Annotated in this window: 18 protein-coding genes; 16 read left to right on the forward strand and 2 right to left on the reverse strand. The window is 64.0% G+C overall.

The annotated features are described in order from the left end of the window. Positions 1 to 173: 173 nt before the first annotated feature. The 10 genes from MRBLMU1_RS20490 (at position 174) to MRBLMU1_RS20535 (ending at position 8,206) form a co-directional block, all read left to right on the forward strand. On the forward strand, positions 174 to 875 hold the full coding sequence (locus tag MRBLMU1_RS20490) for a response regulator (protein WP_363504924.1): 702 nt from the start codon (positions 174 to 176) through the stop codon (positions 873 to 875). Positions 876 to 896: 21 nt separating this feature from the next. After that, a complete protein-coding gene (locus MRBLMU1_RS20495) occupies positions 897 to 2,381 on the forward strand; it encodes a sensor histidine kinase (protein WP_363504927.1) in 1,485 nt (494 codons plus the stop codon). A 70-nt stretch (positions 2,382 to 2,451) separates the two neighbouring features. Continuing rightward, positions 2,452 to 2,862: a nucleotidyltransferase substrate binding protein gene (locus MRBLMU1_RS20500; protein ID WP_363504930.1), complete on the forward strand. Its 411-nt coding sequence runs from the start codon at positions 2,452 to 2,454 to the stop codon at positions 2,860 to 2,862. Further along, positions 2,852 to 3,175 carry a nucleotidyltransferase domain-containing protein gene (locus tag MRBLMU1_RS20505; protein WP_363504933.1) on the forward strand — a complete coding sequence of 108 codons (324 nt, stop codon included), beginning with the start codon at positions 2,852 to 2,854 and terminating at the stop codon, positions 3,173 to 3,175. The genes MRBLMU1_RS20500 and MRBLMU1_RS20505 overlap by 11 nt, the downstream gene beginning before the upstream one ends. A 10-nt stretch (positions 3,176 to 3,185) precedes the next feature. Next, positions 3,186 to 3,527: a ribonuclease E inhibitor RraB gene (locus MRBLMU1_RS20510; RefSeq protein ID WP_363504936.1), complete on the forward strand. Its 342-nt coding sequence runs from the start codon at positions 3,186 to 3,188 to the stop codon at positions 3,525 to 3,527. Positions 3,528 to 3,532: 5 nt separating this feature from the next. Then, positions 3,533 to 4,081, forward strand: a complete 549-nt coding sequence (locus MRBLMU1_RS20515) for a GNAT family N-acetyltransferase (protein WP_363504939.1) — start codon at positions 3,533 to 3,535, stop codon at positions 4,079 to 4,081. A 109-nt stretch (positions 4,082 to 4,190) separates the two neighbouring features. Continuing rightward, the gene (locus tag MRBLMU1_RS20520) at positions 4,191 to 5,609 is read left to right on the forward strand and encodes a sensor histidine kinase (protein ID WP_363504942.1); all 1,419 of its coding nucleotides are present in this window, start codon (positions 4,191 to 4,193) and stop codon (positions 5,607 to 5,609) included. Positions 5,610 to 5,625: 16 nt separating this feature from the next. Then, entirely contained in the window at positions 5,626 to 6,222 is a 597-nt protein-coding gene (locus MRBLMU1_RS20525; protein WP_363504944.1) for a hypothetical protein, read from the forward strand. Next, on the forward strand, positions 6,219 to 7,667 hold the full coding sequence (locus MRBLMU1_RS20530; protein WP_363504947.1) for a sigma 54-interacting transcriptional regulator: 1,449 nt from the start codon (positions 6,219 to 6,221) through the stop codon (positions 7,665 to 7,667). Before MRBLMU1_RS20525 ends, MRBLMU1_RS20530 begins: the two co-directional genes overlap by 4 nt. 206 nt (positions 7,668 to 7,873) lie before the next feature. Next, the gene (locus MRBLMU1_RS20535) at positions 7,874 to 8,206 is read left to right on the forward strand and encodes a BON domain-containing protein (protein ID WP_090314725.1); all 333 of its coding nucleotides are present in this window, start codon (positions 7,874 to 7,876) and stop codon (positions 8,204 to 8,206) included. 193 nt (positions 8,207 to 8,399) lie between these two features. Here the strand turns inward: MRBLMU1_RS20535 and MRBLMU1_RS20540 are convergent, their stop codons facing one another. Together MRBLMU1_RS20540 and MRBLMU1_RS20545 are read right to left on the reverse strand one after the other, a co-directional pair. Next, positions 8,400 to 9,722, reverse strand: a complete 1,323-nt coding sequence (locus MRBLMU1_RS20540) for a homoserine dehydrogenase (protein ID WP_363504950.1) — start codon at positions 9,720 to 9,722, stop codon at positions 8,400 to 8,402. Positions 9,723 to 9,784: 62 nt separating this feature from the next. Continuing rightward, entirely contained in the window at positions 9,785 to 11,017 is a 1,233-nt protein-coding gene (locus MRBLMU1_RS20545; protein WP_363504953.1) for a pyridoxal phosphate-dependent aminotransferase, read from the reverse strand. A gap of 220 nt (positions 11,018 to 11,237) precedes the next feature. Between MRBLMU1_RS20545 and MRBLMU1_RS20550 the strand changes: the two genes are divergently transcribed. The 6 genes from MRBLMU1_RS20550 (at position 11,238) to MRBLMU1_RS20575 (ending at position 16,193) form a co-directional block, all read left to right on the forward strand. Then, positions 11,238 to 11,630 carry an Mth938-like domain-containing protein gene (locus MRBLMU1_RS20550; protein WP_363504956.1) on the forward strand — a complete coding sequence of 131 codons (393 nt, stop codon included), beginning with the start codon at positions 11,238 to 11,240 and terminating at the stop codon, positions 11,628 to 11,630. A gap of 19 nt (positions 11,631 to 11,649) precedes the next feature. Next, positions 11,650 to 12,609, forward strand: coding sequence for a formyltransferase (locus tag MRBLMU1_RS20555; RefSeq protein WP_363504959.1), 960 nt, complete (start codon positions 11,650 to 11,652; stop codon positions 12,607 to 12,609). Between the two features lie 70 nt (positions 12,610 to 12,679). Continuing rightward, positions 12,680 to 13,168 carry a peroxiredoxin gene (locus MRBLMU1_RS20560; protein WP_363504962.1) on the forward strand — a complete coding sequence of 163 codons (489 nt, stop codon included), beginning with the start codon at positions 12,680 to 12,682 and terminating at the stop codon, positions 13,166 to 13,168. 283 nt (positions 13,169 to 13,451) lie between these two features. Further along, positions 13,452 to 15,326, forward strand: coding sequence for a PhoH family protein (locus tag MRBLMU1_RS20565; protein ID WP_363504965.1), 1,875 nt, complete (start codon positions 13,452 to 13,454; stop codon positions 15,324 to 15,326). A gap of 208 nt (positions 15,327 to 15,534) precedes the next feature. Continuing rightward, positions 15,535 to 15,819, forward strand: coding sequence for a type II toxin-antitoxin system HicB family antitoxin (locus MRBLMU1_RS20570; protein WP_363504968.1), 285 nt, complete (start codon positions 15,535 to 15,537; stop codon positions 15,817 to 15,819). A gap of 173 nt (positions 15,820 to 15,992) precedes the next feature. Further along, a complete protein-coding gene (locus MRBLMU1_RS20575) occupies positions 15,993 to 16,193 on the forward strand; it encodes a heavy-metal-associated domain-containing protein (protein ID WP_363505132.1) in 201 nt (66 codons plus the stop codon). Positions 16,194 to 16,245 lie beyond the last annotated feature (52 nt).

Consider the following 16,245-nt stretch of genomic DNA (forward strand, 5'->3'; position numbering starts at 1 on the left):
CCACTATAGGAGTCGCTTCCTTTCAATTACCTTTCACTTACCTTTCACTGCCGCAGGAAGGGTGTTTCCTGTCGTCCTCGCACCACAAAGCCGATGGGCCTTCCCTTTTAACGCGCGGGCGACGATGATTCTGGCCTTACACTGAACTTTTTTTTCCGCCATGGCAAGAATTTATGCGCATACTGTTAGTTGAAGACCACACCGAGCTATCGCACTGGCTGGCCAAAGCGCTGCGCGACGCCCACCTCACCGTCGAATGCGCGGACAACGGCGCCGACGCCGACGCGCTGCTGCACACGCAGGATTACGCGCTGCTGATCCTGGACCTGACCTTGCCGCGCATGGACGGCCTGGAGGTGCTCAAGCGCCTGCGCGCGCGCGCCGCGCCGCGCGGCCAGACGCCGGTGCTGATCCTCACCGCGCGCGGCGGCCTGGAGGAACGCGTGCAGGGCCTGAACCTGGGCGCCGACGACTATCTCGCCAAGCCGTTCGAACTGGCGGAGCTGGAGGCGCGCGTCAAGGCGCTGCTGCGCCGCAGCGTGGGCAACGAGGCGCTGGTGCACCACTGCGGCGCGCTCAGTTTCGACACCGTCACGCGCATGTTCACCTACGCCGGCAACGCGCTGGCGCTGACGCCGCGCGAGCACGCGGTGCTCGAAACCTTGATCACGCGCGCCGGCCGCGCCGTCTCGAAGGAAAAGCTGTTCGACGAAGTGTTCGCGCTGGCCGACGACGCCAACATCGACGCCATCGAGCTGTATATCCATCGGGTGCGCAAAAAGCTCGACATCGCCGCGCCGGACGCCGCCATCATCACCACCTTGCGCGGCATCGGCTACCTGCTGCAACCGCGTCCGGCGCTCGCCGCCGACTGACGCGCGCGGAGCTCAATACCGATGCCGATACTGACCAGGCTCGCCGAACGCTTCGGCCCCGGCGCCACGCTGGGCAGCCTGCGCGGCCAGCTGCTGCGCTGGCTGCTGGGGCCCTTGCTGGCACTGGTCGCGCTCAATACCGTTTCGGTCTACCACAACGCGCTGGACGCGGCCGATGTCGCCTACGACCGCTCGCTGCTGGCGTCCACGCGGGCGCTGGCCGAACGCGTCTCCATCGTCGGCGGCAAGGTGGTGGCCGACGTGCCCTACGTGGCGCTGGACAGCTTCGAGACCGACACCCTGGGGCGCATCTACTACAAGGTCACCGGCATCAACGGCGAGACGGTGTCCGGCTACGGCGACCTGCCGGCGGTGCCGGCCAACGTGCCGCGCTCGGAGGCCTATCCGGCGCTGGTGCGCTTCTATCACGCCAACTACAACGGCCAGCCGGTGCGCATCGCCGCGCTGCTGCAGCCCGTGTACGACGACTCGATGCGCGGCATCGCGCTGATCCAGGTCGGCGAAACGCTGGAGGCGCGCCGCGGCCTGTCGAACCAGATATTGTTCGACACCCTGACCTGGCAGGCCTTGCTGCTGCTGGCGCTCGCGCTGCTGGTGTGGTTCGCGGTGCGGCTGGTGCTGCAGCCGCTGATGCGGCTGAAGATCGCGGTCGAGACGCGCAGTCTGAACGATTCATCGGACGTCGATCCGGCGCTGGTGCACAAGGAGGTGCGGCCGCTGGTGGCGGCGATGAACAGTTCCCGCTCGCGGCTGCAGCTGTTGATCAGCAGCCAGCGCCGCTTCATCGCCGACGCCTCGCACCAACTGCGCACGCCGCTGACGGTGCTCAAGACGCAGGCCGAACTGGCGCTGCGCGAATGCGACCGGGCCGGCGTGCCGCCCGAGGAAACCAAGGCGGCGCTGCGTCACATCGTCCACAGCATCGCCGCCACCACCGACTCCACCGTCAACCTGGCCAACCGGTTGCTGACACTGGCGCGCATCGAGCATGGCGGCGACGCCGACGGCGCGGCGGCCCAGGCCGAGCCGGTATCGCTGCGCGAGATCGCGCGCCAGGTCGGGCTGGAGATGGCGATGGCGGCGGTGGCCAAGAACATCGACCTGTCGCTGGAGGCGGAGCGCGAGTGCGTCGTTAGCGGCCAGGCCTTGCTGCTGCACGAGATGATCGCCAACCTGGTCGACAACGCGCTGCGCTACACGCCCGCCGGCGGCCAGGTGGTGCTGCGCGTGACCGAAGGCGAAGATGGCGTCGCGCTGGAGGTCGAGGACAGCGGTCCTGGCATCGCGGCGGCGGAGCGCGAGCGCGTGTTCGCACCGTTTTACCGGGCCGCCTCCACGCTGGAGCGCAACCCCGGCGGCGCCGGCCTCGGTCTGGCCATCGTGCGCGACATCGCCGGCCTGCACGGCGCCACCATCGCGCTCGACGACGCGGCCGGCGGCAAGGGCCTGAAAGTAGCGGTGCTTTTCCCTTTTCCGCGCGCCTGAACGCGGCGCGGCGGGTAGCGGTAAAATGACACCACCGACTTTCACCACTACGGTTTTACAGGGGCACGCCATGAGCGAGTTGGACATACGCTGGCAGCAAGGCCTGTCGAATTACCGACGCGCGCTGTCGCAACTGCAAAAGTTCATCGACCACGGACGGCTCAACGAACTTGAACAGCAAGGCCTGATCAAGGCTTTCGAGTTCACACACGAGCTCGCCTGGAATGTCTTGAAGGACTACCTGCAATACCAGGGACATCACGCGATCCATGACTCGCGCGATGCGACACGTGAGGCATTCGAGCTGGGATTGCTTGAAGATGGCGATAGTTGGATGGGCATGATCAAAAGCCGCAACCAGTCGGCGCATACCTATAATAAGGAAACGGCCGATGAAATATCCCGGCTGATTCTCGACGACTATTTTTCGCTGTTCAAAGCACTCGAGCAGAAAATGATCGGGCTGGCCGATGGCGACTGACAAGGTCCCGCCATCGTTTGGACTCCGGCGCGACGTCATCGACGCGATGGGCAAGGTATTCGCCGCGCATCCGGAGGTCGAGCAGGTCATACTTTACGGCTCGCGGGCGAAGGGAAACTTCAAACCCGGATCGGATATCGATCTCTGCCTGGTCGGCGCCGGCCTGACGTTGCCGGCGCTACTGAGGATAGATACCGACCTGGACGACCTTTTACTTCCCTATAAGATAGACTTGTCGATCCGCGACCATATCGACAACCCAGAACTGTTATCCCACATTCAACGCGCTGGCGTTTCCTTTTATCGCCGCTAGAAAGACACAGATGATCACCAAAGAAGAAATGGTCGAGCTATTCGCCGACATGAAGCAGAACGCCCCGTGGGACAGCAACAAACCGCTGTTGTGGGGCTACTTTTTCGCCGACCAGGACAAGGCCAAGCTGGAGGCCGTGCAAGCACCATTGAAGGCCAAGGGCTACCAGATCGTCGGCATCTACGACTCCAAACCCGATGGCGACGCGCCGGCGCTATGGTGGCTGCACATCGAGAAGGTCGAGAAGCACACGGTCGATACTTTGCACGCGCGCAACCAGCAGTTCTACCAATTCGCCGAAGAGCATGGCCTCGAATCCTACGACGGCATGGACGTCGGCCCGGCAGCGTGACGCCGATGCCATCGAACATCCTCACCACCGCGCGCCTGCGGCTGGAGCCGGTGGACGACCGCCACTTCGACGGCTTGCGCGCGATCAACGGTGATGCTGAGGTGATGCGCTACATCACCGGGCGACCGGAAACGCCGGAAGATACGGCCGCCTTCATCTCCCGCAACAAGGCAAAGTGGGCCGAGCTGGGGCATGCGTGGTGGGCCTTCATCGCCAGCGACAGCGGCGAGATCGTCGGCACCGGCGCAGTGCAACACATCGAACGCGACCCGCGCAATCCGTTGGAGCTGGGCTGGCGCCTGCGCACCGACCAGCAGGGTAAGGGCTACGCTACCGAGGCGGCGATGGCCATGGCGCGCTTCGCTTTCGAGCGGCTGGGCGCAGGCCGGCTGCTTGCGGTCTGCCACCAGGAAAACCTGGCCTCGTCGGCCGTCATGGAGCGCATCGGCATGCGGTTCAGAGGCATCGAGCGCTGGTATGACACGGATGTCGCCACCTTCGATATGGCTCCCGGCGGCCTGGAAGAGCAACCCGGGCCTACCGCGCGCCCCTAGGCGGGCCGAGCGCGGGCGCACCGCCCGCAACCCCGCAATATTTCCAATTAAACACACCTCGGACGCGGTTTCGCCTATCATTCAGTCATTTCTCCTGAACTGACCATCGATGCTCTCGAAACTCTCGTTTCGCCAGTTGCTGCTGGGCGTCTTCCTGTTGATCGCTGTGTTGCTGAGTGCCGCCTCCCTGCACGCGCTGTGGACGCTGGACCGTCTCGCCTTCCACAGCCGCGACAGCGGACACCACGCGCTGGCGCTGACCGAAAACACCCAGCAGCTGGCCGAGCGCAGCGTGGCGATGACGCGCAGCGCCCGCCAGTACCTGGTGCTCGACGACCCCGCCTTCCGCATGCGCTACGCCGACGCCTGGCGCGAGGCGCGCGCCGCGCTCGACGCCGTCCAGCGCGGCCTGCCCCACGCCCCCAATATCGCCTTCGACACCTGGCGCCAGGCCGGCGAGCAGGCCTGGGACATCCTGCAAATGCCCACCCGCGCGCGCACCAGCGCCCGCCGGCAGGCGCTGGAGAAGGTCCTGGCGTTGTTGCCGCGCATAAACGCCCAATTGGCCGAGGAGGTCAAACAGGAGGTCGAACTGCGCAACATCGCGCTGCTGGCCGAACTCGACCAGCGACGCGCCGTGCTCAAGGCGCAGGTGATCGCCTCCATCGTCGTGGCCGCCCTGCTGGCGGGCGGCTTCGGCCTGTGGCTGTCGCGTCCGCTGGCGCAGATCGAATCGGCGATCGACCGGCTCGGCGAGAACCGCTTCGACGAGGCGGTCGAGGTGCGCGGCCCGGCCGACCTGCAGCGCGTCGGCCAGCAGTTGAACTGGCTGCGCCAGCGCCTGTCGAACCTGGAGGAGGACAAGTCCCGTTTCCTGCGCCACATCTCGCATGAACTGAAGACCCCGCTGGCGGCGCTGCGCGAAGGCGTTGCCCTGCTGGAAGATGGCGTGGCCGGCGCGTTATCGCCCAACCAGCGCGAAATCGCCGGTATACTGAACCAAAACACGGCGGCGCTGCAGTCGCAGATCGAGGCGCTGCTGCGCTACAACGAAGCCACGTTCGACGCCCACCACCTGCACCGGGAGCCGACCGACATGTCGGCCCTGCTGGCGCACGCCATCGACAGCCAGCGCCTGCAGTGGCAGGCGGCCAAGCTGACCGTCGACACCGAGGGCAAGGCGCGGCCGATCACGGTCGATGCCGACAAGATGGGGGTGGCGATCGGCAACCTGCTGTCGAACGCCGTGCGTTTCAGTCCGCAGGGCGGCGTGATCAGTTTCAAGCTGGAGGAACGCAACGACCGGCTGCTGATCGACTGCGCCGACCAGGGGCCGGGCGTGGCGCCGAACGACGCCGCGCGCATCTTCGAACCGTTTTACCAGGGCCAACGCCAGCCGCCCGGAGCGCGTCGCGGCAACGGCATCGGCCTGTCGATCGTGCAGGAATATATCGCCGCGCACCAAGGCGTGTTGCAGCTGTTGCCCTCCGACCAGGGCGCCCGTTTCCGAATTGAACTACCTTATTGAAGTTCTGATGGTTAATATGATGCCTTACACAAAATCCGCTCCCTCCCGCGCCCCGGCGCGCCTGCTGTGCGTGCTGCTATGCCTGGTGCTGGCCGCCTGCGCCCAGATCCAGCCCAAGCCGGCGCCGGCGGCGGAGCCGCCACCGCCGCCACCGGTGGTGGAACTGGCGCCGCCACCGCCGCCGCTCGACGAACTCGGGCCGCTGCTGAGCTATCACCAGTCGCTGCGGCGCATGAGCCAGGGCGAACTGCTCAAGGAACTCAGCGGCCTGAACCAGCAGCAGCGCAGCCCGCGCGTGGCCATGCAAATGGGCATGGTGCTGATGCTCACGCGCGGCGGCGGCGACCTGGCCCGCGCGCAGACGCTGTTCGACGGCGTCGGCAATTCCAACGACAGCGAGGCGGCCGTCTTCAAGCCGCTGGCACAGGTGTTCTCAAGCAACTGCGCCGAGGCGCGCCGGCTCGCCGAGCACGTCGACCGGCTGGCGGCGCAACAAAAGGACAACCAGCGCCGCATCGACCAGCTCAACGACATGGTGGAGGGCTTGAAAAACATCGAACGCACCTTGCCGGTCCGGCCGGCGGCCAGCGCGCCGCAGGGGATCATCAAGTGAACGCGGCCGACGAGCAATTGGCCGCCGCCGGCGCCGCCCGCAACCCGGCCGGCAAGGGCGCTCACTTATTGGTCGTGGACGACGACGCCGACCTGCTGCGCCTGCTATCGATGCGGCTGACCGCCAACGGCTACCGGGTCACCGGCGTCGGCAGCGCCGAGGCGGCGCTGGCGCGCATGTCGATCGAGCTGCCTCGTCTGGTCATCAGCGACATCCGCCTGCCGGACCGCGACGGCATGTCGCTGTTCCAGGAGATCCGCCACAACTATCCGGCCCTGCCCGTCATCCTGCTGACCGCCCACGGCACCATTCCGGACGCGATCGAGGCCACCACCTTGGGCGCCTACGCCTATCTGACCAAGCCGTTCGACGCCAAGCTGCTGCTGGACCGCATCGCCCAGGCGCTGAGCCTGTCCGCGCCGGCGGCCAGCCCGTCCAACGGCGACGAAGCCTGGCGCGCCGGCCTGATCAGCCGCAGCCAGCGCATGGACGAGCTGCTGGCCGAGGCCCGGCTGGTGGCGGCGTCCGACGCCAGCATCCTGATCCGTGGCGAAAGCGGCACTGGCAAGGAGCTGCTGGCCACCGCCATCCACCGCGCCAGCCGCCGCGCCAAGGCGCCCTTCATCGCCGTCAACTGCGGCGCGATTCCCGAGGCGCTGCTCGAATCGGAGCTGTTCGGCCACGTCAAGGGCGCCTACACGGGCGCCGTCAGCAGCCGCGAGGGCCTGGTGCAGGCCGCCGACGGCGGCACCCTGTTCCTCGACGAGATCGGCGATATGCCACTGTTGCTGCAAGTTAAGCTGCTGCGGGTGCTGCAGGAGCGCGTGGTACGCCAGCTGGGCTCGGACATCCCCCGCCCGGTCGACGTGCGCATCCTGTCGGCCACCCACCGCGACCTCGACGCCGCCATGCTGGAGGGCCAGTTCCGCGAGGACCTGTATTATCGGCTCAACGTCATCACCTTGACCTTGCCGCCGCTGTCGCAGCGGCGCGAGGACATCACGCCGATGGCGACCCAGTTCCTGCACACCCTGGCGGCCAAGTACGGCAAGACGGTGCGCGGCTACGCGCCCGACGCGCTGGAAGCGCTGACCACGGCCTCCTGGCCGGGCAATGTGCGGCAACTATACAACGTGGTCGAACACGTGTGCGCGCTGGCGACCGCGCCGCTGATTCCCTTGTCGCTGGTGCAGCGGGCGCTGCGTGTGCCGTCGCTGGAAGTGCTCAGCTACACCGAGGCCAAGCAGCGCTTCGAGCGCAACTATCTGGTCCAGTTGCTGAAATTGACCGACGGCAACGTGGCCGACGCCGCCCGCCTGGCCGAACGCAATCGGACCGAGTTCTACCGCCTGCTGCAGAAATACGACCTCGACGCCAGCCTGTTCCGCACCGACCCAACCGTTGTCGCCTCCGAGCGACAAGACGATCCTCTTAAAAATCAATGACTTATGAAATGGCGCCGATAGCTTGTCGCCATTTCACGACAAAATTCGTGGAATATGGACGTAAACATCACGATTTGACAATTTTCTACAGGTAATTTCAGCGCAAGATCATGATTTTAAACGGCTTTTATTAGCTGGCACGCCGATTGCTAAGGATGGGGTAACGTCACAGACGTTTCACCTAAACTTGAAAAAGGAAGCAAATCATGATGACTACCAACCTGATCGCCCGCCTGATGGTCGCAGCTACCCTCACCGCCGCAGCAGCTACTGGTACCGCCTTCGCCGCGGGTCAGCAAGAAGGTGCTATGGCTGGAGCCGCCAAGACCGGCACCGCCACCAATGACGATGCAATTACCAGCAAGATCAAGGCCTCCCTGGCCGATCAAAAACAAATTGGCGTGACCACCACCGACGGTGTGGTCGTGCTGAGCGGCGCCGTTCCAAGCACTGAAGTGGGCACCAAGGCCATTCAGGTGGCATCGGCCGTCCCAGGCGTTAAAGAAGTAAAAAGCGAACTGACCGTCGCTTCGAAGTAAGCAGTACCGCAGTAATGAGTATCCCGCAGTAAAAACCTTGCAGTAGAAGTATCCGTAGTATCGCAACACACCCTAGTAACTGACCCTTTTCCGGGTAGCGTGCGTAGACGCTACCCGGACTTTTTTTGCCTGAAGAGTTGCCAGACAATCAACATCGGTCGATTATCCCGGGCGTCCCTCCCCTTCGCGCCGATCAGCTCAGGTTTTCCAGGCGAATCTTCGTCACATTACCGCATACGGTCGACAGGCCTTCCATTTTGGCGATGGCCGCCGTCACGTTCTTTTCCTGCGTCTGGTGGGTCAGGAAAATGATGTCGGTCTTGGTCTCGCCCTCGGCCGGTTCCTTTTGCAGCATGGCGTCGATCGAGATCGTCGCGTCCGCCAGGATGCGGGTCAGGTCGGCCAGCACGCCCGGCTGGTCGCTGACGTTCATGCGCAGGTAGTAGCTGGTGGTGATTTCCGACATCGGCAAAATCTCGATATTGGTCATCGCGTTAGGCTGGAACGCCAGGTGCGGCACGCGGTGTTCCGGATCGGCCGTGGCCAGGCGGGTGATATCGACCAGGTCGGCGATCACGGCCGAGGCGGTCGGTTCGGCGCCGGCGCCTTTGCCGTAGTACAAGGTGGCGCCGACGGCGTCGCCCTGCACCAGCACCGCGTTCATGGCGCCTTCGACATTGGCGATCAGGCGCTTGCTAGGGATCAGGGTCGGATGCACGCGCAGTTCCACGCCCTCGACGCCGTTGACCTTGGCGCGCTTGGCGATGCCCAGCAGCTTGATGCGGTAGCCCAGTTGCTCGGCGTAGCGGATGTCGATCGCGTTCAGTTTCGAGATGCCCTCGACGTGCGCCTTGTCGAACTGCACCGGAATGCCGAAGGCGATGGCCGACATGATGGTGGCCTTGTGCGCCGCGTCCACGCCCTCGATATCGAAGGTCGGGTCGGCTTCGGCGTAGCCCAGCTCCTGCGCCTGCTTGAGTACGGTGGCGAAGTCCAGTCCCTTGTCGCGCATCTCGGACAGGATGAAGTTCGTGGTGCCGTTGATGATGCCGGCCAGCCAGTCGATGCGGTTGGCGGTCAGGCCTTCGCGCAGCGCCTTGATGATGGGGATGCCACCGGCCACGGCCGCCTCGAACGCGACCATGACGCCCTTTTCCTGCGCGGCGGCGAAGATTTCGTTGCCGTGCACGGCCAGCAGCGCCTTGTTGGCGGTGACCACGTGCTTACCGTTGGCGATGGCCTGCAGCACCAGCGCCTTGGCCTCGTCGTAGCCGCCGATGAGCTCGACGACGATATCGATGTCCGGGTCGTTGACGATGTCGAACGGGTTGGCGACCACTTTGACCTTGCCGCCGGTGCGCTCCTTGGCGCGCTCGAGGTTGCGGGCCGAGACGGCCACCACTTCGATGCCGCGGCCGGCGCGGCGGCGGATTTCTTCCTGGTTGCGTTCCAACACGTTGAACGTTCCGGAGCCGACGTTGCCGACGCCTAACAAGCCTACTTTGATGGGTTTCATATATTCGTTTCTATTGATCTGCGGTTCGGTGGAGCGTGGAGGCTGGCTGTAAACTTAACAGTCTAGAAGCTGGCGCCGTGGCGTTTGCGGTAGCCTTCCATGAATTTGGCGATACGGCCAAAGGCTTCCGTCATGTCGTCCGAGTTCGGCAGGAACACGACGCGGAAGTGATCCGGCGCGATCCAGTTGAAGCCGCTGCCCTGGACGATCAGCACTTTCGTTTCTGCCAGCAGTTCGTAGGCGAACTGCTGGTCGTCCGCAATCGGATAGATTTTCGGATCGAGGCGCGGGAACATGTACAGCGCCGCTTTCGGCTTGACACAAGTGACGCCCGGGATATCGGTCAGCAGCTTGTAGGCCAGATCGCGTTGCTTCAAGAGGCGCCCGCCCGGTCCCACCAGGTCGTTTATCGACTGGTAGCCGCCGAGCGCAGTCTGGATCGCAAACTGCCCCGGTGCGTTGGCGCACAAGCGCATCGAGGCCAGCATGTTGAGGCCCTCGATATAGTCTTTCGCATGGGATTTCTCGCCCGACACCACCATCCAGCCGGAACGGTAGCCGCAGGCGCGGTAGTTCTTCGACAGGCCGTTGAAGGTGACGAACAGCACGTCGTCGGCCAGCGAGGCGATGGAGACGTGCTCGGCCTCGTCGTACAGCACCTTGTCGTAGATCTCGTCGGCGTAGATGATCAGCTGGTGCTGGCGCGCGACCTCGATGATCTGCTGCAGCAGCTCGACCGGGTACAGCGCGCCGGTGGGGTTGTTCGGGTTGATGACGACGATCGCGCGCGTGTTCGAGTTGATTTTGCGGCGGATGTCTTCAATGTCCGGGAACCAATCCTGCTGCTCGTCGCAGATGTAGTGCACCGGCGTGCCGCCGGACAGGCTCACGGCGGCGGTCCACAACGGATAATCGGGCGCCGGCACCAGCACCTCGTCGCCGGTGTTGAGCAGCGCGTTCATCGACATGACGATCAGTTCGGACGCGCCGTTGCCCAGGTAAATATCGTCGATCGACACCCCGGCGATGTTCTTGCCCTGCGTGTAGTGCATGACGGCCTTGCGCGGCGCGAACATGCCCTTGGAATCGGTGTAGCCGGCCGCGTTGGACAGGTTGATTTTCATATCCTGGACGATCTCGTCCGGGGGATCGAAACCGAACACGGCGAGGTTGCCGATATTCAACTTCGTGATCTTGTGGCCTTCTTCTTCCATTTGCCGGGCTTTTTCCGGCACCGGGCCGCGGATCTCGTAGCAGACTTCCGCCAGTTTGTTCGATTTATTAATCGGTCGCAAAATAAAATCCTGTCTTGGTGAGGCAAACCGCTGTGGCCTGCCAAAAACGCGCTGGCGGCCTGTGCTGCAATGCGAAAAGAACCATTCTGCCGAAAGCCACCCGTTTAATCAACCTCTGGCAGGGCTAAACGGCGAACCGCGCCTTGAAAAAGGCTACAATGCCACTTAGACCACCAAATTCGACGAACCGCGTCGGCACGTCCTCCACCGCACAAATACCATGAAGCTCCACGCAAGCGACACCAAAAAGTACCAAACCGTCACCGGCTACGATGAAACCGGCGTCGAGATCAACGCCCAGCGCTACAACTACAGCCTGATCGTGCTGCCCGAATCGGAACCGCGCGCCTGGCACGCGCCGACCTTCGAATCCATCACCGCCGAACATTTCGACATCATCGGCGCCGACGCGCCCGACGTCGTCATCCTCGGCACCGGCGCCAAACAGCGCTTCATCCACCCGCGCCTGACGGCCGCGCTGACGATGCGCCGCATCGGGGTCGAGTGCATGGACAGCCAGGCCGCCTGCCGCACCTACAACATCCTGATGGGCGAAGGCCGCAAGGTCACGCTGGCGCTAATCATCGACAACACCGACAAGGCGGGCGCCTGAGCCGGCTAGGCGCACGGCCATGAACGACCACGCCGCCGACGATACGAACGACCACGACCGCCGTCAACGCGCGGTCGTGTTCGCGCACCGCAAGCTTGGCGTGCGCTGCCTGAAGGTGCTGCTGGCCGGCGGCGTCGACGTCGCGCTGGTGGTCACCCACGGTGACGACCCGGGCGGAAACAACCACGACGAATCGGTGCGCTCGCTGTGCCGCGAAGAACACATCCCTTGCATCGCCGCCGACGACGCCGAGTCGCCCGCGCTGCAAGAACAGGTCCGCGACGCCATGCCCGACCTGATGTTCAGCTTTGACTACCGCCACGCGCTGCCGGCGGAAGTGCTCGCGATCGCACCCGCCTACAACATGCACGGCTCGCTGCTGCCGGAGTTCCGTGGCGGCGCGCCGGTCGAGTGGGCCGTGCTGCACGACGCCACCGTCACCGGCGCCAGCCTGCACGAAATCACGGCCGAGCCGGGAGTCGGCGCCATCGTCTCGCAGGTGGAGGTGCCGATCCTGCCCGACGACACCGCCTTCGACGTGGCCGTCAAGGTCACCGTCGCGGCCGAGCAGACCTTGTGGCGCGTGCTGCCGTCGCTGCTGGACGGCACGGCGCCGCGCCTGCGCAACGACGGCGCCGCGCCGGACGCCGGCCTCGGTCCGCGCACGCCCGAGGACGGCCGCATCGACTGGCGCCAGCCGGCGCGGCAGGTCTACAACCTGCACCGCGCCGCCGCGCCGCCCTACCCCGGCGCGTTCACCGACATCGCCGGCGTCCGTTACGTGATCGAGCGCGCCCGCTTGTCCGGCAATTTCGGCAACGTCGTCGCCCTCGGTTTGCCACCGGGCTTGACCGTAGTGGATAATTGCATCTTTGGCGTGTGCGGCGACGGCCGCATGCTGACGATTTCCAGCCTGACCGCCGACGGCGAGCCCATCACGGCCGAGCAGCTGCAGGCGCGCCTGCGGGCGCGGCCATAGGCCAGGTTGACAGGCCAAGATTTACTTTGCGCGGCGTCTTGAAGGGTGAAAACTCGCCCTCATATTGTCGATGTCCATCTCCAGGAGAAAACCAGTGGCTGATAGCCAACCCGTAGTTACCGACTTTTCCGCCCCCATGACCAGCGGCCAGACTTTCCAGCTGTCGGGCCGGCCAGCGCGCCATACCGTGCTGTTTTTCTACCCGAAAGACAATACCCCCGGCTGCACCACCGAGAACATGGCGTTCCGCGATCTGTACGAGCAATTCCAGGCCGCCGGCACCGAAATCTACGGCATCAGCCGCGATTCGCTGCGCTCGCACGAAAGCTTCAAAGCCAAGCTGGGCCTGCCTTTCGAGCTCATTTCCGACCCCGACGAGGCGGTCTGCGCGCAGTTCAACGTCATGAAAATGAAGCAAATGTACGGTAAGACCGTCCGGGGCGTCGAGCGCAGCACGTTTGTCATTGACGCTACTGGTCAATTGGTGAAAGAATGGAGAGGCGTGAAGGTAGCGGGTCACGTCGATGAAGTGCTGGAATTTGTGGCGCGTCAGGCTTAACAGGTTTGCGCGTTGCCTTTCAGAGTTGCTCAACCGTAGCAGAATCATGCGCATCCAGCCATTTTGTTAACCATTTTGAGTCATCACTGTAACTCTTCCCACCCTACATGGTGGCCAGCCGGCCACCACGCGGTACTTTCTCCGGGCAAGATGCGCGCCCGTCGGCAGTCTACTATCCTGTTCCACCCAGCATCCACCCCATCGGGCACGAACGTTTCCATCGCTGGAAACGCGCGCTCGCCTATGGGCGGATTCCTCCAGTTATTTTTCGATTGAGATCCTGATGCCACTGCCAAAATTACCTAGTAAGCCAGCGACTTTACTGTTGGCAAAAGATTATCCAAAAGCGACAGGGCCGCGCCCGGTTTCCGCCATTGCGGCGGTCGCCGAGATAGCGCCGGCGCCCGCGCCGAAGAAAGCGGCGCCCGTCAAAGCAGTACCCGTAGCGAAATCCAAAGCGGCGGCGCCGGTCGCCGTCCAGGTCGCCCCGGCCGCCCCGGCGCCAGCGAAAACCACCGCCAAGTCGAAGGCCGTGGCCGCTGTGCTGAAGGCCGCGCCGACCGTGTTAAAGGCCGCCCAGGCGGCACCTGCCCCGGCACCGGTGGCCGCCAAGCCGGTCGCCAAGGCCAAGCCGGCTCCGGCCGCGCGCGGCAAGGTCACCCCGATCACCGCCGAGGCGCCACACCCGGCCAAGCACAAGATCAACGAAGTGGCGATCAAGTCGTCGACCAGCCGTCACGCCGACCAGACCGGCACGACCAAGCTGTTCGTGCTCGACACCAACGTGCTGATGCACGATCCATCGTCGCTGTTCCGCTTCGAGGAGCACGACGTCTACCTGCCGATGATGACGTTGGAGGAATTGGACAACCACAAGAAGGGCATGACCGAGGTGGCGCGCAACGCCCGCCAGGTGTCGCGCACCCTCGACGCGCTGGTCTCCAACACCGACGACGACGCCATCGAGAACGGCATCCCGCTGTCCAAGCTGGGCAACAAGGACGCCAAGGGCCGCCTGTACTTCCAGACCCGCATGCAAACGGCCGACCTGCCGGTGGGCCTGCCGGTCGGCAAGGCCGACAACCAGATCCTGTCGGTGGTCCGCTCGCTGGAGGCCGAACAGGAAGGCCGTCCGGTGGTGCTGGTGTCGAAAGACATCAACATGCGCATCAAGGCGCGCGCGCTGGGCCTGCCGGCCGAGGACTATTTCAACGACCACGTGATGGAAGATACCGACCTGCTGTACTCGGGTATCGTCCAGCTGCCGGACGACTTCTGGACCAAGCACGGCAAGGACCTGGAATCGTGGCAGGAAAATAAAAACGGCCAGAGCGCGACGTTCTACCGCGTCACCGGTCCGTTCGTGCCGTCGCTGCTGGTCAACCAGTTCATCTTCCTGGAGCCGAAGAATGGCGAAGCGCCGTTCTATGGCCAGGTCAAGCAGATCAACGGCAAGACCGCCGTGCTGCAAACCCTGCGCGACTTCAGCCACAACAAGAACAATGTGTGGGGTGTCACCGCCCGCAACCGCGAGCAGAACTTCGCCTTGAACTTGCTGATGAATCCGGAATGCGACTTCGTCACCCTGCTCGGCCAGGCCGGCACCGGCAAGACCCTGCTGGCGCTGGCGGCCGGCCTGGCGCAGGTGCTGGAAACCAAGCTCTACAACGAAATCATCGTCACCCGCGTGACGGTGCCGGTCGGCGAGGACATCGGTTTCCTGCCGGGCACGGAGGAAGAGAAGATGTCGCCGTGGATGGGCGCCTTCGACGACAACCTCGAAGTGCTCAACAAGTCCGATTCGGACGGCGGCGAGTGGGGCCGCGCGGCGACGCAGGACCTGATCCGCTCGCGCATCAAGATCAAGTCGCTCAACTTCATGCGCGGCCGCACCTTCGTCAACAAGTTCCTGATCATCGACGAGGCGCAGAACTTGACGCCGAAACAAGTCAAGACCCTGGTCACGCGCGCCGGTCCGGGTACTAAGATCCTCTGCCTGGGCAACATCGCGCAGATCGACACGCCGTACCTGACCGAGGGTTCGAGCGGCCTGACCTACGTGGTCGACCGCTTCAAGGGCTGGTCGCACAGCGGCCACGTGACCCTGGCGCGCGGCGAACGCTCGCGCCTGGCCGATCACGCCAGCGACGTCCTGTAATGTAGTAGAATAAACACGTACCTGTTAGCCCCGCCCGCAGCGATGCCGGCGGGGCTTCTTTTTTCCGTAAACAGTTTCCGTCATCCAACCTATGCACAAGTAAGCGTGGTCATCCACGAAAGTTCTTGAATCCTGTGGCATCCTGTATAACACTGACATCCAAGTCATTGATTTCGCCCGCCTTTCCGACCACAGCTGAGGTAAGACCATGGACATTCCAATCCTGATCCAGAAGCGTGAAGGCAGCCGATACGGGGTGACGGTCCCGGACATCCCGGGCTGCGTGACCACCGGCGAGACGGTGGACAAAGCGATGAGCAACGCCACCAAGGCCATCTACGGCCATGTCGGCCAACTGGTCGAGCAGGGCAAATCGTTCGAAATCAAACCATCCGAAGTGGAACACCTGTCGCGCGAGCCCGACTATGCCGACGGCATCTGGGCCATGGTCAGCCTCGACCTGGCCAGGCTGGACGATCCGCCGGAAACCTGATTTTCGCCCGCAATAACATGCATCCATCTAAAACACGTAGGGCGGATTAGCGCAGCGTAATCCGCCAAGTCCCATCTGCGGCTCATGACGTCCCCATACGACGACGTTTCCCTTGACCTTCCCACGATTGGAAGGCATACAGTATGATCATCGAAACCGTGAAGGAGAAGTCGATGTATCAGCTACAAGTGGAAAACATGAGTTGCGGTCACTGCGTGGGCGCGGTGACCAAGGCGGTGCAGGCGATCGACGCGGCCGCCAGGGTCGAGGTCGACCTGGCCACCAAGACTGTCAAAATCGACAGCGCCACCGCGCTGGCGCCGTTGAAATCGGCCATCGCCGACGCCGGCTACCCGGTCACCGCCGCCGCCTGATTCAACACACCCAGCTGGTCCGGCACACCCCGTGCGCAGCACGCCGCCGGAC

The organism is Burkholderia sp. LMU1-1-1.1 (assembly GCF_040675865.1).
In the GTDB taxonomy this organism is placed as follows: domain Bacteria; phylum Pseudomonadota; class Gammaproteobacteria; order Burkholderiales; family Burkholderiaceae_D; genus Rugamonas.